Consider the following 24,266-nt stretch of genomic DNA (forward strand, 5'->3'; position numbering starts at 1 on the left):
ATTTCTGATATATTTATTCATTTCTATAAAATTATGCGATTATACTGTTTCAAAAAAAATCAATTCTTTTTCTCATAGTTTAATTGTTTTACCAGTCACTTTCATTATAAAAGTGGTATTATATCCCTAGAAAACAATAGCTGTGATATGTAATGAACAGAAAGGTATTAGTTTTAAAAATTATCATGGCACTATTTTTGCAAGTGAATAGAACTTATAGATTTGTACACTTGCATCAATAATTGTGATTCTAACATATAAATGAAGCTGTTAACATATTTTAATATAGGATTGTGTATGACTCGCACTTTTGCAATTCCTCCCAAAGCATCTAGAATCACTCATAAGGAAATATATCATGGTATTTTTCGTGATGATCCCTATCATTGGCTACGTGCGTCTAACTGGCAAGATGTTTTTAAAAATCCTAACTGTCTTGATCTCAATATTCGACATTATCTTGAAAAAGAAAATGCTTATCAATCAGCTCAAATGGCTGATACAAAACCACTACGAGATTTGCTTTTTACCGAAATGAAAAACAGGATCCAAGAGAATGATAGTTCTGTTCCTATAAAACATGGTCCTTTTGCTTACGGATTCTCTTATGTTACCGGAGGCCAACAACCACATTATTTTCGGACACCAAGGAATGGCGGAGAAAAAAACGTGTACCTTAATGGTGATGTCTTGGCAGAAGGCAAAGAATATTTCAAATTTGGTTCAGTTCAAGAATCTCCTGACCATACACATGTGGTATGGACCTATGATGACAAAGGATCAGAATTCTATACAGCTAAAATTCGTAATTTTGAGACATTATCTGACTGTATGGACACAATTACTGATACATCTGGTCAAATTGTATGGGATGCTAGATCTGAAGGTTTTTTCTATACTAAGATTGATAAAAACCACCGACCTTCAGAGCTCTATTATCACCAATTAAACACAGATCAATCACAAGATAAGCTTATTTTTCGTGAAGACAATCCAGGTTTTTTCTTAGATGTAAGCGGTTCTAAGCTTAATGATGTTATTTATATTAATATTCATGATCATGAAACATCCGAGATCTGGTTAATTCCTGCTGAGGCGCCTTTTACTATTCCCCAATGTGTACGGAAACGACAAAAAGGTATTGAATATTCACTTACAGAAGGTGGTGATGTCTTTTATATTCTGACCAATTTAGATAATGCAAAAGATTTCAAAATTATGGTAGCGCCATATACATCTCCACAATCAGAAAATTGGTCTGAGTTTGTCCCACATCAGCTTGGGTGCCTAATATTATCCCATGATGCTTATCAAGATTTTCTTGTCTGGATCGAACGTTTTGAGGGGCTTCCACGTATAAAAGTAATGGAACGTACCACTAAACAAGTTAATTCCATTGCTTTTACTGAAGAGGCTTATTCTTTAGGTCTGCAAGGAGTTGCAGAATATAACAGTCCAACTATTCGTTTTTCCTATTCGTCTATGACAACACCTGATCAAGTGTTTGATTATGAGATGAAAAGTTGTAAACGGATGCTTTTAAAAACGCAAATAATTCCCTCTGGGCATAATAAAGATGCATATATAACACGACGTATTACAGCAATAGCAGACGATGGTGAGAAGATTCCTATTTCACTTTTTTATCACAAAAATACTCCCCTTGATGGTGGTGCGCCTTGTCTGCTTTACGGTTATGGTGCTTATGGGATCTCTATACCTGCCAGTTTCAATAGTAATGTACTTTCTCTAGTAAACAGAGGTTTTATTTACGCTATTGCTCATATTCGCGGAGGAAAAGAAAAGGGAGTAGAATGGTATGAGAAAGGAAAACATCTCTTTAAGCACAATACATTTACAGATTTTATTGCTTGTGGGCGTTACCTTGTAAACAATAAATTCACTTCTCACGACCGGCTGATTGCTCATGGTGGTTCAGCAGGGGGGATGTTGATGGGAGCCATTGCCAATATAGCTCCACAGGATTTTGCTGGGATCGTAGCAAATGTGCCTTTTGTTGATGTCTTAGCGACAATGTTAGATGCTTCATTGCCACTCACTCCTCCAGAATGGGCTGAATGGGGGAATCCTCTTGAATCAGAAGAAGATTATAAGCTTATTGCTTCCTATTCCCCTTACGATAATGTCAAAGCTCAAAACTATCCCCCTATACTTGTGATGGCAGGATTAACAGATCCTCGTGTAACTTACTGGGAGCCTGCAAAATGGGTGGCAAAATTACGAGACCTAAAAACAGACGATAATGCAATTTTATTACGTATTAATATGGATTCAGGGCACGCTGGTGCAGCTGGACGTTTTTCAAAGCTAGAAGAAGTTGCCTATATCTATGCATATATTCTAAAGATAGCAGGAAAAGACTTTTGCTAATCCATAATACCTCTGTATGAAAGTCTCCGATAATTTATTGGATTATAGGGACTTTCATACACTAAAAAATTATTGAGACAGTTTAAAATTCACATTCTTCATAAAGTTTCAAAACATAGTCCCAATTAATTAAATGGTCTACAAAGGCTTCGAGGTACTTCGGTCGAGTATTGCGATAATCAATGTAATAGGAATGTTCCCACACATCGACACCCAAAATAGGTCGAGCATTGTGCACTAAGGGATTTTCGCCATTAGGCGTTTTCATAATTTCAAGCTTGCCATTTTTAACAGCAACCCACGCCCATCCAGAACCAAATTGGGCACTAGCAGCAGCAATAAAATCAGCGCGGAATTTGTTGTAACCACCTAGATCAGCGTCAATAGCTTTTGCTAACTTTTCAGGAAGTTTTTGGCCACCACCATTTTTTTTCATCCAAAGCCAAAAGTGGTTATGATTGTAATACTGCGCTGCATTATTAAACAAACCAATATTTTTTCCAAAACTTTTTTTAACAATATCTTCAAGGCTTTCATTTTCTAAGCCTAACTCTTTCACAAAATTATTGGTGTTGGTAAGATAAGCGAGGTGATGCTTATCATGATGATATTCAAGCGTTTCGCGTGACATATAAGGCGAAAGGGCATCGTAATCATAAGGCAACGGGGGCAATTCAAAAGCCATTTAAAAATCTCCTCGATTCTAATTGTTAAGCTTATTTCATAAGCCTAATTTGCCATTTACCGCATTTAAAAGCAAATGTTGAATACCTAGTTTGTATGAAATAGTTTTAATGTCTCTCTTTTTGTAAAAGAAGCTTTTAGGAAATGTATATTCATCAATCAAAAAGGGTATTGGTCTACATCAAGATTGCTTCTGAAGATTTTTTACATCTATGAGTGGGTAATAAATATCATTATCTTTTGAATAAAAAGTAAATGGAAATAGCTATTATTCCTTGTTTTTGTATCTCTATTTTTTCAAATACCATATAAAATGTTTTTAATTTTTGCAAAACTCTTCCAGTTTATGGGTGTATCATAATGTTTTCAACAGAATAATAAGTGTTATTTTTTAGGAAATATTTTTCAATGTGCTTGATTTTATTTTATGGTGCTACCCATGAATAATATAATGTAAAAATTAGTGGACATTACCATCTTTATGCTTAATGCAAGAGCACAGCAGCACTATCATACACTTACCGGTTGCCAATGTGGTGACAGCTTTTATCTTAATTGAGCAAGATGGGATTTTAATATATCAAGAAAAGTAAATCATATGCAAATTTATTAGATACATGAGTAAACTGCAAGATTTTCATTTTCTGTTCCTAGAAAATCAATACAAAGAGCAAAATAATTGATGGATAAATGGTTCCTTCTTATGTTAAAATCACAACTGTATATCAGTTTCTGCTACGAATTTGTATCGATGGCAATGCCATACAAGACTCAGAAATTTTATGATAAAAAAGTAAAGTCTTTGATTTTCAGATATTGCGTCCAATCACAGGAATCGCTATAAGGTGCAGGAGTCGCTGTAAAGCGTGTTTTTTTGGGGTATAGCCAAGCGGTAAGGCACCGGTTTTTGGTACCGGCATTCCCTGGTTCGAATCCAGGTACCCCAGCCAATTCTAGTGAAATTAGTTAATCAAAGTTCAGCTTGAGAGTGGATTAGCCCCCTTAACCTCTGTGTTGCTATTCATAGCAAGTCTGGTAAGTTGAGAAACACTTATTTATAGTGGGTTAGCTCTAAATATGGTAAGGTTCTCTTGCTATAGCTATCGCTCAAAGAACTCTTTTAAAAGATTCTTTTCTATAAGACGAGGGGTAAATGATTTATGCGCACTTGCTTTAGAAAAACTATTTGGCTGGATTTTGCGCTCTATAGCAACACCAGCGTGCAATTTTTCGTATTCCACCATCTTCATTACGTCGAACAGCGTAGCAATAACGCTGATCAGGAAATATATTTCGTTGCATATCGCGTACAATATGAGCAGTATGGCCATAGGGTGCTACACAATCAATAAACCATACGTATTTTCCATTCTGCCAATTGACATCGGGTAAAAGCTCTCCCTTTTCAAGCATAGATTGATGATTTTTCTCATCTAAAAAAGCCCAAGTGATAAAGGCACAAAATTCTCCACGTTCATTTTTATAGAGTTTATATTGCCCAGTCTGTAAGGCGGGTCCTATGTTGCGTTCAATATCCCAGATTCGCCAGCGGCGGTATAAGGGAGATGTAAGCATTAAAACAACCATGGCACCCAAAGCCGTAAGAGGATCTATGAGTGATGGTGATGGATTTTCATTTACAGACATCATCTTTCCTTTAGAGATTGTTCTAAAATTTTGGTGATAGGTTCAAAGAAATAAGAAATGAGACGTCGTTTTGAGGTAATGACATCCGTTGTTACAGTCATGCCAGGGATAAATTTAAGTTGTTTGTTATTCAAAGTGATGTGATCTTGGTCAATTTTGATTAAAACAGCGTAGACACCATTAATTTCTTTATTATAGCGCGCTGTAGCGCCTACATTAACGACTGTACCGTGGATAACACCGAAACGTTCAGGAGGAAAGGCAGAAAACTTGATGTAAGCACGTTGGCCCTTTTCTAAAAAACCAATATCTCGATTATCAAAAAATGCTTCAATAATGAGACCACCCGCACCAGGGACAATGCGCATGAGAGTTTTACCAGCCTCTACAAAGTCGCCCAAAGTATGGATACTTAAATCATCGATACGTCCATCAACAGGTGCATAGAGTGATAAGTGGTCAAGATGGTATTGAGTGCTATCAAGCTTTGCTTTTAATCCTTGAAGATTCAGTTCTGTTTCACGCGAAAGTTGCCGATAGCGGGCGATTTCATCGGAAATGAGACTTTTCCGTTGTTGGCGGAGGATGTTTATTTCGGCGGCATTTTCTTCCAAACGTCTTTGATTGGTTAAAATTTCATGCTCGACATTTTTAAAATCATGTAAACGCTCTAAATAAACGGCTTGGCTAATGACTTTTGTTTCCATCAGGCTTTTTGCAGCCTTTAATTTTCCTTGGCTTAATTGACGATTATCTTCCAACCTATCTAATTGCGCATGTTGTGTTGCACCGCTGCGCTCGACGCGGTCCGCCTGTGCTTTTAGCGCTCTTAATTTATCTTGGAGAGATTGAAGGGTAGCGCTAATGAGTTTTTCCCCTTCTATTCTTGCAGTCTGATTGCCAGAAGGAGGAGCTGGCAGATAGGCAAGCCCTTTGGTCACAAAATCTTTATCCAAAGGATCACTTTCATGCAAAGCTGTTAAAATAGCTGTTGCGATTTGTGCTTGAAGGGTTTGTTGCGCGATATCTGCTTGAACACGTGCGCACTCATTGAGGGCTTCACGAGGATCTAATTGAATAAGGAGATCCCCTTGATGAACAAATTGCCCTTCTTTTACAAGGATTTTCTCAATGCGTCCTGTATTTTGCGCTTGGACCAGCTGAACATAGGTGGTGGGAATAACACTTCCTTGCCCCCGTGCAACAATCTCTGTTTTTGCGATAAAGCTGCCGATTACAATAAAGAGAAATAAGGTGACCAAAACAGCAACCACCATATGAAGCGTTGGTGACAAAAGGCGCAAATAGGGAGCTTTATCTGCCATTTTTTGCCTCCAAATCAGTAAAGTTTAAGACGGTTGCATGCTGAGGGAAGAGATCACGTTTGTGGGTAATAACAAGAACAATACGATCTTGTGAAAGTTTATATAAATGCTCAACAATTTGTGCACTGACAGTGTCATCCAATGCGGAAGTAGGTTCATCCAAAATAAGAAGGCTTGGATTTATCAGAAAGAAACAAGCCAAAGCCAAGCGTTGGCGCTGACCACCTGATAAAAAACCACCTTGCTCTCCTACTTGAGTATTGAGTCCTAGAGGCAACTGAGCAATCAAATCATGGCAAGCACTAACATATAGTGCAGAGTCGATTTCATCTTTAGTGGCATCTGGTTTAGCAAGAAGCATATTCTCAAGAATGGTTCCGGAAAAAAGGCAAGGATTTTGGGGAAAATACGCGATTGTTTCACGCACGCTATGGACATCAAAATTCTGTAAAGGTTGTGCGTTAATCAATATCTTCCCGCTTGTTGGGGGGGAGAGTCCACAAAGGAGCTTCGCCAAGGTTGTTTTTCCGCACCCTGAAGGACCAAGTAACATAATTGGTTGCCCAGGTTGTAAACAGACATCAAGATGATTGATAATGGATTTATCTCCATAAGAAAAACAGAGATCGTTGGCCTCAAGATGAGGAGGAGCGCTGAGTTGAAGAGGCGGCTTTTTTTCTTCCCATTCTGAAGGGGAGTTAAGAATATCGCCCAAACGAAGACGAGAGATTTTCAAATGCTGCCATTCTTCCCATAGGGATGCAAGGCTTAAGATAGGACCAGAAACATTTCTAGCGAGGAGATGAAAGGCAATAAGTTGTCCTAGTGTAATCTGGTTTTGAAGAACTGCCTGAGCACCAAAAAAGATAATAAAAATAGTGAAAAGATCACCAAAAATATGACTCATGGCTCCATTGAGAAGATGCAATTTACTAGTTGTAAGGCTTTGATCTAAACTACGGGCTAAAGTCTCTTGCATGCGTATTGTATGAGCAGATTCTTTTACGTGTGCTTTAATGGCTTCAAGATTGGTAAAACTTTCAATAAGGCGCGATTTATGGACAGCTTGCAGAGTGAAAGCACGGCGTAATTGGCGGCGCAAGAAGGGACCGACTAGCGCTAAAGAACCCATTTGTAAAGGTAAAATGATAAGGACAATGAAGGTCAGTTTCGGACTAATGGAAAAGAGTGCAGCAATATAAATAATGGCAAACAGAACATTTAGCACAGTTGTGGCGATGGTTCCTGTTAAAAAACCGCGAATTGTATCAACTTCTCCAATACGTGAAAACAATTCCCCCATTTGCCAAGTGCGTAAAGTGGGCAAGGAGAGACTTAAAAGATGGGTGTAAATGCGCCGTCCAAATTCTAGCGTAAGCCGATTGGCTAAATAAGCACCTAAGTAGCCTGATAGAGTGCTAAGAGCTGTGCTAAACAGCATGATAGCAACCATCAAGACAACGATAGCATAGAGACTTTCAATGCGCTGAAAAGGGAGAATACGGTCGATAATCGCCTGAAAAATAAAAGGATTTACCAAGCCCAGCAAACGCAAAACAACAGCAACGCAACTGAGTTCGATGACATAATAAATATATTTCTTTGTTGTTATTGTAAACCAAGAGAAAAGGATACTAGTTTTTCTTGTGAATGTCTCATTTGAATTTATGATTTTATTTAAGAGAAAGAGCGATTGATGTCGCATATTTAAACAGTATTGTAAATAGTATTATATTAATACAAAATATATATCTTGTATTAATATAATATAAACATAATGTATTTATTATTTATACAGTATTTTTATTGTTATTTATACAAATTATATTTGAAATTTGCTAAAATGAACAATAATCAAATTCCCACTGTATCTTTATGATACAGTTATTTCTAATAATAAAAGAATGATATAAATGGGTAGTTCAAGCTCATCACATGATTCAATTAGTAACTCACATCCAAAAAGTTGGCTTTTTCCAGAAGAAGATGATTGTAGCTCAGGAGCTCATTCTCAAGCAGCAGGTGCAGGTGGCATCATAGGAGAAGTAATAGGAGGTATTGCTGGTGCAGTTGGAGGTCTTTTTTCTGGACCGGGAGGTGCAGGTGCTGGCTTACTCGGTGGAGCAGTAAGCGGCGGAATAGGAGGAGCTGGTGATTCAAGTAGTAACTCACATCCAAAAAGTTGGCTTTTTCCAGAAGAAGATGATTGTAGCCCAGGCGCTCATGCCCAAGCAGCAGGTGCAGGCGGCATCATAGGAGACGTAATAGGAGGTATTGCTGGTGCAGTTGGAGGTCTTTTTTCTGGACCGGGAGGTGTCAGTTCTGGCTTTGTCAATGGAGCAATAGGAGGTGGACTAGCAGGAGCTGGTGACGCTGTGGTAGATAAATACAATGCATGCTATACGGCACCAAGTTGTGAAACAAGCGATTATGTTGAAGCAGCTGCCATACACGGCGGTATAGGAGCAGCATCTGGTGCATTATTTGGTCTGGGAGGAGCAGCAATAGGCGGATTAGAAGGAGCTGCTGACGGTTTGATAGATAAGTACAATAAATGCCATCCGAATCCAAGTTGTGAAGTAAGCGATTATGTTGTATCAACAGCCATAAAGGGAGGCGCAGGAGCATTAATTGGTTTATTAGGTGGTCCGGAAACAGCAGTAGCAGGCGGATTAGGAGGAGCTATTAACGGTTTTAAAGATAAGTACAATCAATGTCATCCGTAAAGTAGAGGGACACTGTTTCTAATTTATTTAGAAAATAGCTAGTAAGATATTTCTGAGATCAGTGATATTGTAAACATACTTTAAAGCTATGGCTAAACTGATTTCAGGGATATTTTTGTGTGTGATAATAGATATTTTATTTTGGATTTTTTTGTTATGAATACTTTTACTCGCTCCTTAGTAACAGCAATTGGATTTGGATTTTGCATGTTTTTTTACAATAGATTTAAAGGTGAGAACTGGAGTATAAAAAGGACAATATTATCAACAATTATGTTTTTTATATTATATTATTCTGGAAATTTATTAGTTAAATATATGGGAATTTTATAAAAATTATTTATATATAAAATTATAATTATTTGAGTTAAGTTTATTATTTGAATTATACTCTATTGCTCTCTCTATTAAATCATTCATAAAGTAGATGAAATTTCAGTCTGGATTTTTTGTTATGCATACTTTTACTGGCTCCTTATTGGCAACGTTTATATATGGATTTTTAATGTTTTTTTACAATAGATTTAAAGGTAAGAACTGGAGTATAAAAATGGAAATATTATCAACAATTAGGTTTTTTATATTATATTATGCTGCAAATTTATTAATTGAATATATGGGAATTTTAAAATAATATAAAATCAAGTTGTTATATTATTTTAAAATATAATTATAAGGTGTTATTTGTAGAGTTATTTATAAAAAATAAGTTATTATTTTTATATAATATTTATCTTTAAAAAAAATGTTTACTGATTACATTGGGATAGATACTTTAAAATCAGTATTATCATAAATAATTCTGTTTTTTACTTCCTATTTTAAATCTTTTTAATTATTTCAAGCATGGGTTATTTTGAGATTATTATCTTTTGTATAAGGATTATCAGTTTATAGTTTTTGAAAAGTGATTGTTTGCTTATGTATCATGATTTATTGAAAAATAAGCAATTTTTATGAAATAAAGTGCTTTATCTCTCTTGATTTTTATCCATCATCTTGAGAAAGAGGGAGAGAAGCGATTTCTGTATCAAGTGCATCCATAAAATTGATAATAAAAGCAGCATTCGTTCCCAAATCTCTTGGTAAATAACGAGAAGCAGAACGCATATTAACAAAAGTAGTATCCCCTTCATCAGTTAAGCGTATCACGATATCCGAAATAAACCCAAGGTAAAAAGTTTTAGCTCTCGTTTCAATATACAGTTCATTCTCTTCACCTTTAAACTTTCTTTGAGCCACAACAGGGCAATCATAGGCTGCTAAAACATTAAGAACAGATTCGCGAATACGATCAGGTGAACCATCATAACGGCGCCCCGACATTTCTGGCCATTGTGACATCTGTAATGTTGCTTGTTCAGTCAAAACACTTTTGAGCGGTAAAGCAATGAACAAGCTTGTAGGCATAATTATGTGTCTACAAACTTGACAGGAAGGTTTAGGTGCATAATTCTACAAAATTATATATTTAATTTGGATTTTTTTTATGAATGAGCTTATTAGTATTATTGTAGAATTATTATTTTCTATAGGTGCTTTAGTTATATTTTTCTATACATTGTTTTCATATTATAAATCTAAAGGTTATAGTAAAAAAGAAATTTGGAAAAAAATTTTGTTAAGAATATTTTTTTTCTTTATATTATTTTCTATAATATTTTTTATTTATATACGTTATTTCTATGAACAATGATTATTCATTATTAATTTATAATTATAGATTAATTTGGAAATTTTATTTGTTATATATATTTTTAATATACTTTATGAATTGTTTTTTGCATTTTTTGTTTAATTATATTTATTTAAATTGTATTATGTATCTAAGGTATGTAATGAAAAAAATATTAAAATTAAATCATTAATTAAGAATAAATTCGTTTTTTATATTATTTTAAATTATTAAGTTTTATATGATATAATATATATTAATGTTTATTGTTTTTATATATTTTTAATTTGGATTTTTTATGAGTGATATTATTCGTATTATTGCAAAATTATTATCTTCTACATGTTTTTTCTTTATATTTTTCTATGCAATGTTTTTACGGTATAAATTTAAAGGTTATAGTAACAAAGAAATTGTGAAAAAAATGTTTTTAAGCACATTTTTGTTCATTATATTTGTTATATTACTTTCTATAACATTTTTTATTTGTATACGTTATTTATATGAAAAATGATTATTTATTATCTTTATATAATAATGTTTTTGATATGAGTTTTATAATAATTTATTTAATATTAAACTTTAAAAAATATTTACTGATTACAGTTAGACAGAGACTTTAATATTATTATCAATATTTCTGTTTTTTATTTCCTATTTTTTTAATCTTTTTCATTATTTCAAGAATGGTTAGGTTTGAGAATATTATCTTTTGTATAAGAATTTTTAGTTTATAGCTTTTGAAAAGTGATTGTTTGCTTATGTATCATGTTTATTGAAAAATAAGCAATTTTTGTGAAATAAAGTGTCTTCTCTCTCGCTCTTGATCGTTATTCATCTTCTTGTGAAAGAGGAAGGGAAGCGATTTCCGTATCAAGGGCATCCATAAAATCGATAATAAAAGCAGCATTTGTCCCCAAATCTCTTGGCAAATAACGAGAAGCAGAACGCATATCAACAAAAGTTGTATCCCCTTCATCAGTTAAGCGTATCACGATATCCGAAATAAACCCAAGGTAAAAAGTTTTAGCTCTCGTTTCAATATAAAGCGCATTTTCTTCACCTTTAAACTCTCGTTGAGCCACAACAGGCCAATCATAGGCTGCTAAAACATTGAGAACAGATTCGCGAATACAGTCAGGTGAACCATCATAACGGCGCCCCGATATTTCTGGCCATTGTGACATCTGTAATGTTGCTTGTTCAGTCAAAACACTTTTGAGCGGTAAAGCATCGCTGGGACGTATTGTGCGAAAAAAAGCCGGCGGGCTTTGTGTATCGGTAGAAATATCGTAAAGAGCCGGTAAGGTAAACCAAAGTCCAAAAAAGAGCATCAGTGGTGTAGCCGTTATTACCGAATAAATGATCCCTTTTAAAGCTTTCATTCCCCCTAGGGCTCCATAGACCCATAAGCTGTAAAGTGCTTTTAAAGCAAGAAAAAGAGAAATAATCACACAGCCAGTAGAGATTCCGATCAAAATTATGAAGTCGGTTACGTTAATGACGGAAAAACGTTGTAAAATGACTGAAAATAATAAAACAAAGAACGACAATCCACCAAATCGAGGGGACCATACTGCTGCTCTTGAAACGAACCGAACATATCTCTTCTTCATGAAGTTTTTTCCCCTCAATTGTAAACTATAAGCCAAGTTTTTCAGAGTGCATATCTTACAAAAAGCTTATGCTCATAAAACAAAAATAAAGCACTTATTTTTGAGGTCAAGGATGCATAATGTCTTATAAGTTTCCAGCGATTATTTTTGCACTTCATTGAAGGTAATCAGTATTTCTTCTATAGTTTATCATGTTGTTGATGCGAACTTTATGGGAATGTTTGTAAATAAAAAGAAGTAAACTCAAATAACAAGTTTTACGGTTGTTAGCAGCATATTTTTCTAGAACTTTACTCTTGATTTTCTCTTCTGATTGCTGGGAGTTTTTTCTGTCAGATAATGCGTAATCAAATAGGATATGATGATGTGCAATAGAGATTTCATTCTATCTCAATAAAAAATTGAGGGATTTATAATCAGATAAATCTGAATTCGAAGATTCAATTAATAGAGAAAAAGATAACCATTTTGATAGGCTTCATGTATTTTGTATAGAAAGTAAGGTGTTGTACAAATGAGAGGTTACTCCGTTTTTATTCATAAAATATGCGGCAGGTCGCAGATGAAAGAAAAGCTTCACTTTCTTTTTTTGCAAGTGAAGAAGGGGCAAAAATACGTAAAATGACAAAACCTTCATTCAAATTTTTAGCAACCAAAACTGAATTGGCATTTTTTTTAGGTTTTGATTTTTTGAGTTCTATGATTTGTATTGGTTTTCCAATGATAAGATCGAGTGTATTATCAGGGGCTGTTCGGTCATTAAGGCTATAGAAAATAATTCCTTTGTGTGTGTAGGCTGCTAGTGACCAAAATTGTCGTGTTTTCAAAGCTTTTAAATGAACAGGTCCATTTTCAAGATTAAATCTGCAGACTTTAAGAAGAAAGAGGGGATCAGCAGATTGTTGAATAGGATTATCGGGAGTAAAAGCAACAAATTGATAAGGGGCCCCAGATTTTTTAAGTGCTGTCCATATATTATTTTGTGTCCAATAGGGGATCAGAAAGAGAACGCAAATATGAACGATAATAGCGCCAATGATTGCAAGAAGTGCGGTATGAATAAATCTAGTCACAATTTATTTGTCCTGATGGAATTTGTTCTATTGATGGCATTGTAAGCTTTTGTAATGCCGTTGCAGAGATGATTGAGGTATCGTATAAGGTAAGAATAAGCCCGAATTCTTTTTGACTAACTATTGCAAGCCAATTGCCAGCTTGTGGTGTAGGTGAAATATTGATGCGCAATGAGCCATCATGCTCATAAGTAATAGCGTTCGTGTGGAGTTCAAAAGGTATTTCTTTGGATGAAGTATAGGGTTTTAGGGATTTGTCAGCTGTATAAAGGGTAAAAAGACGGGTTTCAGGGATGGTGCCTTTGAGTAAATAATGACAGTGGGGGTGGAGTGGACGCCCTTGGTTGTCTTGCCAAATCTGGAATTGAAGACCTTCAGTGCGTCCGAGTGAAACAATGCCTCGTTTGTCCGTGCGGGCGCGGGTATAAGGATCCATATTGGCGGTTCCCATTTTTGGATAAGCACTCCATTCTCCAATTCTAAAGCGTTCAAAATGAGGAAAGGAATTGAGCACATAATCGACACTCAGTTTTCCACATAAAATGGAAAAAGCGAAGATAAAAAAGAAAATGGTGATATTAAAAAACATCAGTGAATATCTTGAATTCAAAATGTTGAATCTCCAGTTGTTTTCACCTTCAAAGAAATTGCAGATGGTTTTTTCAGATCTTTGTTAATCAATCGCACAATATTCAATGTTTCAGGAGAAAGCGTAGAGGGTATTGGGGGAAAAAATTCAGAATCTGCATGGGAGGAAAGTATTGGGGGATGATAAGGAAGAAGAGAATCTTTAACACCATAGAGTTGTTTGAGCATAATATTTTGGTGTGCAGCAAGCATGATGCGTTGCCATATCATGGCAGGGACTCCACCCCCAAAAGCACGATTCATCGGTGAAAAGTTATCATTTCCCATCCATACCGCTCCAGTATAATTGCCAGTAAAGCCAACAAACCAAGCATCACGATAGGATTGTGATGTTCCAGTTTTCCCAGCGACAAGAGTCATGGGCAGAGCAGCACGCTTACCAGACCCTCGTGTTGTGACACCCACCATCATTTGGTTCATATAAGCAGCTGATTGTCTGCTGAGAACTCGGTGTAACTTATTTCCGTTATGTTCGAAATCCCATACCACATGTCCATCGATTGTTCTGATTTGCGTGAACCCATGACGATTACCAGCTATCCCGCCATTCGCAAAGACATTAAAGCCAGTTGCTTGATCCATGGGGGTCATGTTGGAAGTGCCCAGAACCATCGTTTTGTGTGATAAAATATGCGCGTTAATCCCCATATTCTTGATGAGATCTATGATAGGTTGGGTATCGCGGTGAAGATATTGATAGGTGAGATACACAGGGACTGTATTAATAGAAAAAGCTAAAGCTGTTGCTAAATCAATTTTCCCCAAATAACGGCCAGAATTATTTTTTGGTGTCCAACCTCCCCAATTGATCGGAGCATCTAAAACGATTGTCGAGGGAGAAAGTCCGTGTTCCAGTGCGGTTGCGTAAACATAAGGTTTGAATGAAGAACCAGTTTGTCGTCCGCCTTGTGTTGCTCTGTTAAATTGGCTCTTTTTATAATCTTGTCCTCCAACAATTGCGCATACGGCACCGTTATTATCGAGTATAACAGTGGAAGCTTGTGTTACGCGATATTGTTGACCATACTGATGTAAATGATATGCAATTGATTCTTCTGCTGCTTTTTGAATATTTGGATCAAGAGTCGTTTGAATAATTAAACTATGGCTTGGAAGTTGATTGCGCATTTTTTTGACTTCCTCGAATGCCCAATCAAGAAAATAATCAGGCTGATTATTTTCTATTTGGGGAAGTGCCCTAGCAGGGTGGCGATGCGCATTGATAATCTGGCTCTTCGTCATAAAGCCACTATTAACAAGATTAGAAAGGACGATATTGGCACGTGTTTGAGCCGCAAAGAGATGACTATGAGGAGCATATTTTGTTGGAGCTTTAAAGAGTCCTGCTAACATAGCAGATTCACTTAAAGAGACATGACGTATGTTTTTTCCAAAATAAAATTTTGCTGCTGCGGCAATACCAAAATTGTTTCCTCCCATATAGGCCCGGTCAAGGTAAAGTTGTAAAATCTGCTTTTTGCTAAAATTTGCTTCTAGCCAAAGAGCAAGATAAGCTTCTTTGATTTTACGTGTTATGGTTCTTTCGTTTGTTAAAAATAAATTTTTAGCCAATTGTTGTGTGAGAGTTGAACCACCTTGCACCACACCTTTAGCTTGCATATTTTGTGAAATTGCCCGTGTAAGTCCTTGAAAATCAATGCCCCAATGATCAAAAAAACGACGGTCTTCTGTAGCGAGAACCGCTTTAATAACAGTGTCAGGCATTTCTTCAACGGGGACAGAGATCGCCGGCAGTGCACCACGGTGCCCAATGGAATTTCCATAGCGATCTAAAAAAAGAATGGAAAAGTTTTTAGGAGAAGACCAATCTGTTTTGGTCACTTCAAAAACAGAAATGCCCAAAATAGTGAAAAGAGTAAATCCCATCAACCCTAATGTCAGTATTTCATCGAGAACTTCAACGATAAAACGTTTCCATCCTTGAAGATGAAAATTTTGTGAGACGATTTTTGCCTTTTTCCAGAAAAAACTGTTAGCAGAACGAATGTGATAAAGCGCTGTGTCTAATCGTGCGTCTAATTCAATGAGAGCAGGACTGTGAAATGGCTTACGATGTTGCCCTTTCTTTTTTTTAAAAAAATCAAACATTTAAAGAGAGCCTATGGCAAAGAAATACAACCAAACAAATCTACAATAATTATATGGAGTAGAAGTATTTTTTTGCTATAGTGCTAACAGAGAAAGAGTTGATTTTAGAATTATTCATTTTTCGTAAGATAGTGTATTAATATTTTATTATTTTATTGAATAAATTTTATTCTCATTATTAAAAATATTTTTTTGATTTTTTAAAAATTTGGAGTAATGTTAATATGTTCTTCTGTAAGATAGAGGATAAATTATTTCCATTTGTGATTTTTAAATCGACTGAAAAAAACCATTATTTCTTTTATCCTTTATCAAGGAGAAGAGATGGGTTATTGAAATATTTATGATGAAAAAAAAATTCTTGTTCGTAATAATAGCAGCTTTTTTAGGAGCAGATTCTGTTCTAGCTTCTGGGTGTGCTGAAGTAGGTAAGAAGGCTGCCGCGCAAGAGAGCGGGGTTCTCGTCCGTTCAAAACCGGTTGTTCAGGATGGAAAGGACATGTGTGCAATTGTAGTTGTTGTACCAGCCCGTAATGGTGAAAAGTTACGTCGTGTTGAGTTTTTTGTTCCTGCTGATTAGTTTTTGGCAGATGGTGTTGTGATGCGTATCTTAATCGTTGAAGATGATCGGAATCTTCACCATCAATTAGCAGAAGCTGTAAGACGTGCAGGATATGTTTCCGATAGTGCTTTCGATGGTGAAGAAGCTTATTTTTTAGGGAGCACAGAGTCTTACGACGCGGTGATACTTGATATAGGTTTACCGCAGATTGATGGTATTAGTGTTGTTGAAAAGTGGCGTCAAGAAGGGCTCTCCATGCCTGTTTTAATGCTAACGGCGCGAGACCGTTGGTCTGATAAGGTGCACGGTATTGATGCTGGAGCTGACGATTATGTTGTGAAGCCATTTCATTTGGAGGAAGTGATGGCGCGCTTGCGAGCATTAATTCGTCGCACTACGGGACATGCGACAAGTGCATTATGTTGCGGAAATGTTTTGTTGGATACAAAGACGTCTCGTGTTTTTGTAGATGGTCAATTGATTAAACTAACATCTTATGAATTCAGACTGCTTTCGTATCTCATGCATCATTGTGACAGGGTCATTTCAAGAACAGAGCTTACAGAACATCTTTATGATCAGGATTTTGATAAGGACTCGAATACGGTGGAAGTCTTTGTAGGTCGGTTACGGAAAAAGCTTGGAGTGGATTTGATTGAAACTATTCGAGGAATGGGGTATCGCGTGAGAATGCTAGGTGATTAATGAATGTTTTTGAAGAGAATAATTGGTGTAGGAGGTTCTTTTTTGTAATTACTCGATCTCTCAGTTTACGTGTTATGATCTTATCAACATTATGGGTTGTTATTTCTCTTTTATCGATTTCTGCAGTAAGTATTTTATTTTATAAGCGTTCAACTGAACAAAGCCTAGAGCGTATCCTTTCTGCTCAACTCTACAGTCTTATTGCAACAGTGACGGTGTCATCGGAAGGTACTTTGATAGGAGGGGCTGGGATTGATGATATTCGTTATTCTGATCCAACAACAGGATGGTATTGGGAAGTTGTTGCGATATCCCATAATTTAAAAGGAAGATTGACATCCCCATCATTGGGAACAGGCGAGATATTTACACCAAGTGATGTTGATATACCTTTTGACAATAAATTCTTTCGCTCTTATCGGATAACGGGGAACAATGGTCAAAAGTTACAAGTGATTGAGAGTGATGTTGTTCTTGATAATAAAAATCATATTGCACGTTTTCGGCTTGTTGGGAATATCGATGAAGCTCATGCCCAGGTAAAGGAATTTACGCGAACTTTGCAAATTTTTCTTTGGAGTTTCGGTATCGGGAGTGTTCTTATTAATATTGCTATTATTTTCTTTAGTTTTCAACCGTTGAAGCTTATTCGACACGCATTGAATGATATTCGCGAAGGAAGAGTTCATTATGTGAATACGGATTTAGTAAGCGAAGTGATGCCGCTTGTACAAGAGATGAATGCTCTCATTAATAATAATCAGCGTATTATTGAGCGATTTCGCACACAAGTTGGTAATCTCGCGCATTCATTGAAGACGCCTCTATCTGTGATTATGAATGAGACAGATAAGATGCGCGGAGAAAAGGCTTGTTTGTTGAGAGAGCAAACGCAAATAATGCAAGCTCAAATCAATCATTATCTTCAGCGTGCACGGATTGCAGCACAATGCGATAGTATTGTCTATCATACGTCTGTTCGCAGTGTGCTTGAACGTTTGGTGCGGGTTATGAAAAAGCTTAATCCTGAAAAACAAATTCAATTTATTATGGATGTTGATGATATTGTTTTTTCTGGAGAGAAGGAAGATTTAGAAGAAATTGTAGGGAATTTGATTGAAAATGCTACTCAGTGGTCTCGAGCAAAGGTTTTGATCTCTTGTTGTTTAGAAGAAAATGTTGAAGAAAAAGAATATTTTAGTATCTTTGTAGAAGATGATGGTCCTGGTTTAACAGAAGACAAAATTGATGAAGCATTAAAAAGAGGGCGGCGGTTTAATGAAAGTAAACTAGGGGCAGGCTTAGGGTTAGCAATTGTTTCAGATATGGTCAGTGAATATGGTGGCAATCTCTTTTTATCACGTTCTGATTTGGGTGGATTGTATGCAAAAGTTTTGTTACCTAAGATGGGAGAATGACATATTTTCTTCTTAAGCAAGAAATGTCTATAAAGTTTATAAAGCAGTATTTTAGACAATACATAAAGAGTAGGGAAACATTGTTTTTAGTTTCTTTGCTTAATTGATATATATGATAGATATTTTATAATATTCTCCATGAAAAAATGAATTTTTATTAATTCACATTACTTTTCTCATGAAGAGGATAAAATGTAAGCGAGTTATTCTCTGTTCGTATTGGAAAAAAACGATATGCTCTTATTAATTTTTGCAGCATTTTTTCTGACTTTTCTGGCAAGTATTCTTTTTCTTTCACTACGTTTTGACGATGAGATAAAGAAAGAATGGACAGTTGAAACCGTAGATGGTTATAGAAGCCATAAGCGTATGATTGAGTTTAACAAGCTTTATATGAATTATAAAAAAAGAAATATTCTTAAGGCTTTGAGTATTTTGTTTGTTCTTCTGATGACATGGAGTATTTATGGGCTGACAGGCAATCCAGAAGTGAAAAGTTATTTTTTTAGCGAATTAATGGATAAGGATCCTAAAACTCTCAGTAAGCAAGAAAAGCTTATTCGTTTACAAGTGCTTTTTTTCCGTGCACCTCACGATGGCAAGCTAGCAGATGCGTTAGCGGTAGGGTATCTCGAAGAAAGCCTTTTTCAAGAAGCTGTGAATACTTATTTAGATGCACTTCGTTTGAATGGAGAAACAGCTCCAAGGCTTGTCGGATACGGTTTAGCATTGGTTGGTTATGAAGGGGGGGTGATAACGCAAGAAGCGCAAAATGCCTTTCAAAAAGCAGCAGATTTAGCCCCAACAGATTTTTATCCACGTTTGTTGTTGGCCGATGCATTGCATCAAGCAGGAAAAACTGCGCAGGCAGTGCAATTTTTACAAAGCTTTCTTGATACAATGCCTGAAAATTTTTCAGGACAATCACGTGTTAAAAAAATGATGATTCAGTTACGTGATTTATCGAGTGAGCATACAGAGAAAAGAAATCTTGCACCTATGTAGAAGATGTGCAAAGCTCTTAAAAAATAAAATATTGATACTTAATTATAACGTATTTAAACTTTTTTCGCAGAGTGTCTATGAACAGTCAATCTTTAAAGAGTTCTGCCTCATGGAAGGTTATTTTAGAGCAGCGAAAAAAAAGGCGCTTACTGATCATATTATTATGTTGTTTGGTTATGACAATTGCAGCAAGTCTCATAGTGTATGCAATGCGTCATGCGGTCAGTTTTTTTAGAATGCCCTCTGAAATTACAAGAGAAGATATTTTAACGGAGCGCCCTTTGCGTTTGGGTGGCTTTGTTGAAAAGGGAACCGTTCAATATGTTGGAGAGAGAGGCGTTATTTTTTTTGTAACGGATAACAAAAAACATGAAAAAGTGGTTTTCAATGGTGCATTACCGGATCTTTTTCGTGAAGGTCAGGGGGTGATTGTAGAAGGGCATTTCGATAAACAGGGCTTTTTTATAGGGATGCGTATTTTAGCAAAACATGATGAAACTTATATGCCTAAAGAAACAGCTGATCGTTTGAAAAAACATTACATTATGGAGAAATAATTCGATTGTGCTTGTCGAACTGGGTCATATTTTTTTAGCTGCAGCATTTTCAGTAAGCTTATTAGGGGCGTTTTTACCTGCTTTAGGTTTTTGGTGGAGAGAGCGTTTGTTAATGCAAACAGCTGTTCCTCTAACATATATCACTTTTACATTACTACTTTTATCTTTTTTAGTGATAATTTATGCTTATGTCGTATCTGATTTTTCTGTTTTGAACGTTGTTGAGAATTCTCATTCAGAAAAACCGATGCTCTATAAAATTACAGGTGTTTGGGGAAATCACGAAGGCTCTATGTTGTTATGGGTTTTAAGTCTTGCTTTTTTTAGCGCATTGATGGCTTTTTTTAGCCAACATTTGCCAGAAGATTTTAAGACGCTTGTTTTAATTTGCCAAAGTTGGATTACAACTTCTTTTCTTTTATTTATTCTTTTTGTATCCAATCCATTTTTACGCGTGAATCCACCAGCATTGCAGGGAAATGGTCTCAATCCTCTTTTACAAGATATCGCATTAGCAATTCATCCACCGCTACTTTATTTAGGTTATGTTGGTTTTTCACTTTGTTTTTCTTTTGCCGTTGCGGCATTGATTATGGGACATGTTGATAGAATTTGGGCGCGTGGGATTCGTCCGTGGCTTTTACTTTCTTGGTGTTTTTTGACATTGGGTATTATGGTTGGCTCCTATTGGGCTTATTATGAGCTAGGATGGGGCGGCTATTGGTTTTGGGATCCTGTTGAAAATGTTTCGTTTATGCCTTGGCTTTCAGGAACGGCTCTTTTACATTCTGCTCTTGTTCTCGAAAAACGAGAAATATTGAAAAGTTGGACTTTGTTTTTAGCGCTGCTTACTTTTTCCCTTTCTCTGATGGGAACTTTTCTTGTGCGTTCTGGGCTTTTAATTTCTGTTCATAGTTTTGCTGTTGATCCAGCACGGGGGCAGGCAATGCTTGCGCTTTTCTTTTTTTTTACAGGAGCGGCTTTTTTTCTTTTTGCTTTGCGCACCCCTATTTTAAAAACAGAAAGATTTTTTCAACCAATTTCACGTGAAGGGTTTATTGTTTTAAATAATTTGTTATTTACAACAATAACAGCAACAGTATTGATTGGTACGCTTTATCCTTATTTTATTGAGATATTAACTGGGCAAAAAATTTCTGTAGGGTCTGCTTTTTTTAACATTACTTGTGGACCGCTAATGGTTTTGCTGTTGTTGTTTGTTCCGTTTGGGACAATGATGGCATGGAAACGCGGTGATTTTCTTGCAGTTTTTGAACGGTTATGGTTTGTTTTTGTATTCGTTGGTATCGTCTGTTTTATAATATTCTATGCGGCATCTGTGCGTGATATTTTTGCAGTTTTAGGGATTGGGCTTTCAGCGTTTGTTTTTTTAGGCAGTTTAGCGGATCTATGGGGAAAGAGTGGATATGGCAAGAGAGCTTTTTCAGTACGCGTTAAGAGATTTCTTGGATTGCCATGGTCTACTTTTGGTGCAGCAATAGCACATATGGGATTAGGCGTTACACTATTTGGTATTGTTTGTGTGGCAAGTTTTGGGCAAGAACGTATTTTAATCATGAACATAGGGGATAGGGTGACGATAGCGGATAAAACGCTTCATTTTGATGCAGTGTATGATGGTGTTGGTTCGAATTATTCGACAATGGAGTTTTATTTTAAAATATATGAAAATAAAAACATTGTGGGTCATGTAACAGCCTCAAAGCGATTTTACTCAAGTCAAAATACATCAACAACAGAAGTTGGTCTGAAAAATCATGGCTTATCGCAGCTATATATTGTACCGGGACATATCGATAATCGGGGTCTTGTTGTGCACGTATGGTGGAAGCCTTATGTAATATGTATTTGGTTAGGGGCATTCATGATGGCTATGGGGGGATGTCTTTCTCTTCTGGGGTATTGGTTTCGCATTGGCATGTACAATAGGGTAGTGCTTGCTTTAAATTTTTGGAAAAGACATTGAGATGAAAAAAATTCTTTGGATTGTATTTTTTTTAATTGCAACGTTTCCTTTTCAATTAGCAATAGCAGTAGAGCCGGATGAGATTTTAAAGGATAAGATTCTTGAAGCGCGAGCACGCCATATTTCATCGCATTTACGTTGTCCGGTTTGTCAAAATCAATCAATTGATGATTCAGATGCTGCTTTAGCACGTGATTTACGGCTTTTAATTCGGGAAAGGCTAAAAATGGGCTATAGTAATCAGCAAGTCACTGACTTTCTTGTTGAGCGATATGGTGAATTTATTCTCTTGAAGCCACCATTGAATAAAATAACTTGGTTTTTATGGTTCTCGCCTTTGATCATTATTATCATTGGCATAAGTATCATATTTTTCCACTTCAAACGGAATAATCATGCGTTATGTGAATGAAAAAGAACAGTCAAAAATGTCATTGCATTAAAAAAGATGTTACATAAAAGAAATCAGATCATTTGCAATGAGCATACAATCTTATTGTAATTATATTAGGGAATACTGAAACCTTACAAAACTTTAATAATTTAGACAGAAAACGGTAAGGTCTGGTATTTTATAAGTGGTCGGAATTGGAATAAAGGTATGATTGAATAGGAGCATAGAGTAAATGGTTAAAAAGGCTTTCTTTAAAACATTTGTCGCAGTGAGTTTTTCTGCGATATTGGAAAGTGCACTGTTTTTTAGTGGATGTACATCAAGCTTGTGGATGACAAAGGCTCATGCAAGTTCTGTATTTACTTCGTTAATGCAACAACAGGGATTTGCCGATATTGTTGCTCAAGTGAAACCAGCCGTTGTAGCAGTACAAGTAAAGAGCAATAAAAAGAAAGAAGATAGGTTCTTTAGCAACTTTTTTAGTGGTCCAGGACTTGATCAATTACCAGATCAGCATCCTTTAAAAAGATTTTTTAAAGAGTTTTATGATTTTGATAAACCTAAAAATAAATTTCCGCACCAATCGCAGAGACTCCGTCCTGTTGCTTTTGGATCGGGTTTTTTTATTTCATCTGATGGTTACATTGTGACCAATGATCATGTGATTTCTGATGGAACAAGTTATACTGTTGTTCTTGATGATGGTACAGAATTGAATGCAAAGCTCATTGGGAAAGACCCCAAAACCGATCTTGCCGTACTAAAAGTGAATGATAAAAGAAAATTTTCCTATGTTGATTTTGGTGATGATTCAAAGCTTCGTGTTGGGGATTGGGTTGTTGCCATTGGGAATCCATTTGGTCTTGGTGGAACTGTGACAGCAGGTATTGTTTCTGCACGTGGACGTGATATTGGCACTGGTGTGTACGATGATTTTATTCAGATTGATGCTGCTGTTAATAGAGGAAACTCTGGTGGTCCAACGTTTGATCTTAATGGAAAGGTTGTTGGGGTTAATACAGCAATTTTTTCTCCTTCTGGAGGAAATGTTGGGATTGCTTTTGCTATTCCGGCTGCGACTGTAAAACAGGTTGTACAACAACTTATTGAAAAAGGTTCAGTTCAACGTGGTTGGTTAGGTGTTCAGATTCAGCCGGTAACAAAGGAGATTTCCGATTCAATAGGTTTGAAAGAAGCCAAAGGTGCTTTAGTTACTGATCCGTTAAAAGGACCGGCAGAAAAGGCTGGTATTAAAGCGGGTGATGTAATTATTTCAGTGAATAATGAAAAAATTGCTGATGCGCGTGAGCTGGCGAAACGTATTGCAAATATTAAACCAGGAGAAATGGTAACCATAGGGATTTGGAGATCAGGTAAGGAGGAGAGCATCAAGGTTAAACTCGCTTCAATGTCTGAAGATGAAAGTAAGAAAGAGACTTCAAAATATTCAAATGGACAGAGTGATTTAGATGAAACATTGGAAGATTATGGTCTGATTGTTATGCCTTCTGATGATGGTGTAGGGGTTGTCGTAACGGATGTCGATACCGATTCAGATGCTGCAGATAAAGGGATACGCCCTGGTGATGTCATTGTGACAGTAAATAATAAACCGGTTAAACGAGTCTCTGATATTATTAACACAATCAAAAATGCTCAGCAGTTAGGACGAAAGGCTATACTCTTACAAGTGCGGACAAATGATCAAAATCGTTTTGTTGCTCTTCCAATTTTCAAAAAGTAA

Annotated in this window: 18 protein-coding genes, 1 tRNA gene and 1 pseudogene; 11 read left to right on the plus strand and 9 right to left on the minus strand. The window is 36.1% G+C overall.

Annotated features, from left to right (window positions below; all coding sequences use genetic code 11):
• Nucleotides 1-297: 297 nt before the first annotated feature.
• Nucleotides 298-2,391 (plus strand): S9 family peptidase, encoded by a 2,094-nt coding sequence (locus ACFIK3_RS01470; protein ID WP_375676155.1) that lies wholly within the window; start codon nt 298-300, stop codon nt 2,389-2,391.
• 82 nt (nt 2,392-2,473) lie between these two features.
• On the opposite strand, the gene ACFIK3_RS01475 is transcribed toward ACFIK3_RS01470, so the two are convergent.
• Nucleotides 2,474-3,076, minus strand: coding sequence for a superoxide dismutase (locus ACFIK3_RS01475; RefSeq protein WP_375676156.1), 603 nt, complete (start codon nt 3,074-3,076; stop codon nt 2,474-2,476).
• 874 nt (nt 3,077-3,950) lie between these two features.
• Between ACFIK3_RS01475 and ACFIK3_RS01480 the strand changes: the two genes are divergently transcribed.
• Nucleotides 3,951-4,025: transfer RNA gene (locus ACFIK3_RS01480), tRNA-Gln, on the plus strand.
• A 232-nt stretch (nt 4,026-4,257) separates the two neighbouring features.
• Here ACFIK3_RS01480 and ACFIK3_RS01485 read toward each other — a convergent pair.
• Genes ACFIK3_RS01485 through ACFIK3_RS01495 form a run of 3 tightly spaced genes read right to left on the minus strand, consistent with a single transcriptional unit; the run spans nt 4,258 to nt 7,752 of the window.
• On the minus strand, nt 4,258-4,722 hold the full coding sequence (locus ACFIK3_RS01485; RefSeq protein ID WP_375637418.1) for a toxin-activating lysine-acyltransferase: 465 nt from the start codon (nt 4,720-4,722) through the stop codon (nt 4,258-4,260).
• Complete coding sequence (locus ACFIK3_RS01490) at nt 4,722-6,047, minus strand: HlyD family type I secretion periplasmic adaptor subunit (RefSeq protein WP_375676157.1); 1,326 nt, start codon at nt 6,045-6,047, stop codon at nt 4,722-4,724. Before ACFIK3_RS01490 ends, ACFIK3_RS01485 begins: the two co-directional genes overlap by 1 nt.
• A complete protein-coding gene (locus ACFIK3_RS01495; protein WP_375676158.1) occupies nt 6,037-7,752 on the minus strand; it encodes a peptidase domain-containing ABC transporter in 1,716 nt (571 codons plus the stop codon). Before ACFIK3_RS01495 ends, ACFIK3_RS01490 begins: the two co-directional genes overlap by 11 nt.
• A 208-nt stretch (nt 7,753-7,960) precedes the next feature.
• On the opposite strand from ACFIK3_RS01495, the gene ACFIK3_RS01500 reads away from it, so the two are divergent.
• On the plus strand, nt 7,961-8,773 hold the full coding sequence (locus tag ACFIK3_RS01500; protein ID WP_375676159.1) for a hypothetical protein: 813 nt from the start codon (nt 7,961-7,963) through the stop codon (nt 8,771-8,773).
• A 987-nt stretch (nt 8,774-9,760) separates the two neighbouring features.
• On the opposite strand, the pseudogene ACFIK3_RS01505 reads toward ACFIK3_RS01500, so the two are convergent.
• The 5 genes and pseudogenes from ACFIK3_RS01505 to ACFIK3_RS01525 all read right to left on the minus strand — a co-directional run.
• Nucleotides 9,761-10,162, minus strand: a pseudogene (locus ACFIK3_RS01505) (DUF1499 domain-containing protein); the annotation flags it as partial.
• Nucleotides 10,163-11,278: 1,116 nt separating this feature from the next.
• On the minus strand, nt 11,279-12,064 hold the full coding sequence (locus tag ACFIK3_RS01510) for a DUF1499 domain-containing protein (RefSeq protein ID WP_375676160.1): 786 nt from the start codon (nt 12,062-12,064) through the stop codon (nt 11,279-11,281).
• Nucleotides 12,065-12,597: 533 nt separating this feature from the next.
• The gene (locus ACFIK3_RS01515) at nt 12,598-13,137 is read right to left on the minus strand and encodes a hypothetical protein (protein ID WP_375622282.1); all 540 of its coding nucleotides are present in this window, start codon (nt 13,135-13,137) and stop codon (nt 12,598-12,600) included.
• Nucleotides 13,130-13,726 (minus strand): DUF1214 domain-containing protein, encoded by a 597-nt coding sequence (locus ACFIK3_RS01520; protein ID WP_375676161.1) that lies wholly within the window; start codon nt 13,724-13,726, stop codon nt 13,130-13,132. Before ACFIK3_RS01520 ends, ACFIK3_RS01515 begins: the two co-directional genes overlap by 8 nt.
• A gap of 17 nt (nt 13,727-13,743) precedes the next feature.
• Nucleotides 13,744-15,894 (minus strand): transglycosylase domain-containing protein, encoded by a 2,151-nt coding sequence (locus tag ACFIK3_RS01525; protein ID WP_375676162.1) that lies wholly within the window; start codon nt 15,892-15,894, stop codon nt 13,744-13,746.
• Nucleotides 15,895-16,237: 343 nt separating this feature from the next.
• On the opposite strand from ACFIK3_RS01525, the gene ACFIK3_RS01530 reads away from it, so the two are divergent.
• The 8 genes from ACFIK3_RS01530 (at nt 16,238) to ACFIK3_RS01565 (ending at nt 24,266) form a co-directional block, all read left to right on the plus strand.
• A complete protein-coding gene (locus ACFIK3_RS01530) occupies nt 16,238-16,474 on the plus strand; it encodes a hypothetical protein (RefSeq protein ID WP_273723886.1) in 237 nt (78 codons plus the stop codon).
• Between the two features lie 21 nt (nt 16,475-16,495).
• Complete coding sequence (locus ACFIK3_RS01535; protein ID WP_375630861.1) at nt 16,496-17,161, plus strand: response regulator transcription factor; 666 nt, start codon at nt 16,496-16,498, stop codon at nt 17,159-17,161.
• Nucleotides 17,161-18,579, plus strand: a complete 1,419-nt coding sequence (locus ACFIK3_RS01540; RefSeq protein ID WP_273791546.1) for an ATP-binding protein — start codon at nt 17,161-17,163, stop codon at nt 18,577-18,579. The genes ACFIK3_RS01535 and ACFIK3_RS01540 overlap by 1 nt, the downstream gene beginning before the upstream one ends.
• Before the next feature lie 234 nt (nt 18,580-18,813).
• Nucleotides 18,814-19,584, plus strand: a complete 771-nt coding sequence (locus ACFIK3_RS01545) for a tetratricopeptide repeat protein (protein ID WP_273791547.1) — start codon at nt 18,814-18,816, stop codon at nt 19,582-19,584.
• 77 nt (nt 19,585-19,661) lie between these two features.
• Entirely contained in the window at nt 19,662-20,141 is a 480-nt protein-coding gene (ccmE, locus tag ACFIK3_RS01550; protein ID WP_273791548.1) for a cytochrome c maturation protein CcmE, read from the plus strand.
• A gap of 7 nt (nt 20,142-20,148) precedes the next feature.
• A complete protein-coding gene (locus tag ACFIK3_RS01555; RefSeq protein WP_375643133.1) occupies nt 20,149-22,128 on the plus strand; it encodes a heme lyase CcmF/NrfE family subunit in 1,980 nt (659 codons plus the stop codon).
• Nucleotide 22,129: 1 nt separating this feature from the next.
• Nucleotides 22,130-22,540 carry a cytochrome c-type biogenesis protein CcmH gene (locus ACFIK3_RS01560; protein ID WP_375654403.1) on the plus strand — a complete coding sequence of 137 codons (411 nt, stop codon included), beginning with the start codon at nt 22,130-22,132 and terminating at the stop codon, nt 22,538-22,540.
• A gap of 214 nt (nt 22,541-22,754) precedes the next feature.
• The gene (locus tag ACFIK3_RS01565) at nt 22,755-24,266 is read left to right on the plus strand and encodes a Do family serine endopeptidase (protein ID WP_273791551.1); all 1,512 of its coding nucleotides are present in this window, start codon (nt 22,755-22,757) and stop codon (nt 24,264-24,266) included.

Source organism: Bartonella sp. CB10SXKL, assembly GCF_042195515.1.
GTDB lineage: Bacteria > Pseudomonadota > Alphaproteobacteria > Rhizobiales > Rhizobiaceae > Bartonella.

Bases quoted from the DNA above. Each gene is read 5' to 3' on its own strand.
- ACFIK3_RS01525 (WP_375676162.1), bottom strand. From the start codon at position 15,894: ATGTTTGATTTTTTTAAAAAAAAGAAAGGGCAACATCGTAAGCCATTT.
- ACFIK3_RS01560 (WP_375654403.1), top strand. From the start codon at position 22,130: ATGAAAAAAATTCTTTGGATTGTATTTTTTTTAATTGCAACGTTTCCT.
- ACFIK3_RS01500 (WP_375676159.1), top strand. From the start codon at position 7,961: ATGGGTAGTTCAAGCTCATCACATGATTCAATTAGTAACTCACATCCA.
- ACFIK3_RS01470 (WP_375676155.1), top strand. From the start codon at position 298: ATGACTCGCACTTTTGCAATTCCTCCCAAAGCATCTAGAATCACTCAT.
- ACFIK3_RS01540 (WP_273791546.1), top strand. From the start codon at position 17,161: ATGAATGTTTTTGAAGAGAATAATTGGTGTAGGAGGTTCTTTTTTGTA.
- ACFIK3_RS01485 (WP_375637418.1), bottom strand. From the start codon at position 4,722: ATGTCTGTAAATGAAAATCCATCACCATCACTCATAGATCCTCTTACG.
- ACFIK3_RS01520 (WP_375676161.1), bottom strand. From the start codon at position 13,726: ATGTTTTTTAATATCACCATTTTCTTTTTTATCTTCGCTTTTTCCATT.
- ACFIK3_RS01545 (WP_273791547.1), top strand. From the start codon at position 18,814: ATGCTCTTATTAATTTTTGCAGCATTTTTTCTGACTTTTCTGGCAAGT.
- ACFIK3_RS01530 (WP_273723886.1), top strand. From the start codon at position 16,238: ATGATGAAAAAAAAATTCTTGTTCGTAATAATAGCAGCTTTTTTAGGA.
- ACFIK3_RS01495 (WP_375676158.1), bottom strand. From the start codon at position 7,752: ATGCGACATCAATCGCTCTTTCTCTTAAATAAAATCATAAATTCAAAT.
- ACFIK3_RS01565 (WP_273791551.1), top strand. From the start codon at position 22,755: ATGGTTAAAAAGGCTTTCTTTAAAACATTTGTCGCAGTGAGTTTTTCT.
- ccmE (WP_273791548.1), top strand. From the start codon at position 19,662: ATGAACAGTCAATCTTTAAAGAGTTCTGCCTCATGGAAGGTTATTTTA.
- ACFIK3_RS01490 (WP_375676157.1), bottom strand. From the start codon at position 6,047: ATGGCAGATAAAGCTCCCTATTTGCGCCTTTTGTCACCAACGCTTCAT.
- ACFIK3_RS01510 (WP_375676160.1), bottom strand. From the start codon at position 12,064: ATGAAGAAGAGATATGTTCGGTTCGTTTCAAGAGCAGCAGTATGGTCC.
- ACFIK3_RS01475 (WP_375676156.1), bottom strand. From the start codon at position 3,076: ATGGCTTTTGAATTGCCCCCGTTGCCTTATGATTACGATGCCCTTTCG.
- ACFIK3_RS01535 (WP_375630861.1), top strand. From the start codon at position 16,496: ATGCGTATCTTAATCGTTGAAGATGATCGGAATCTTCACCATCAATTA.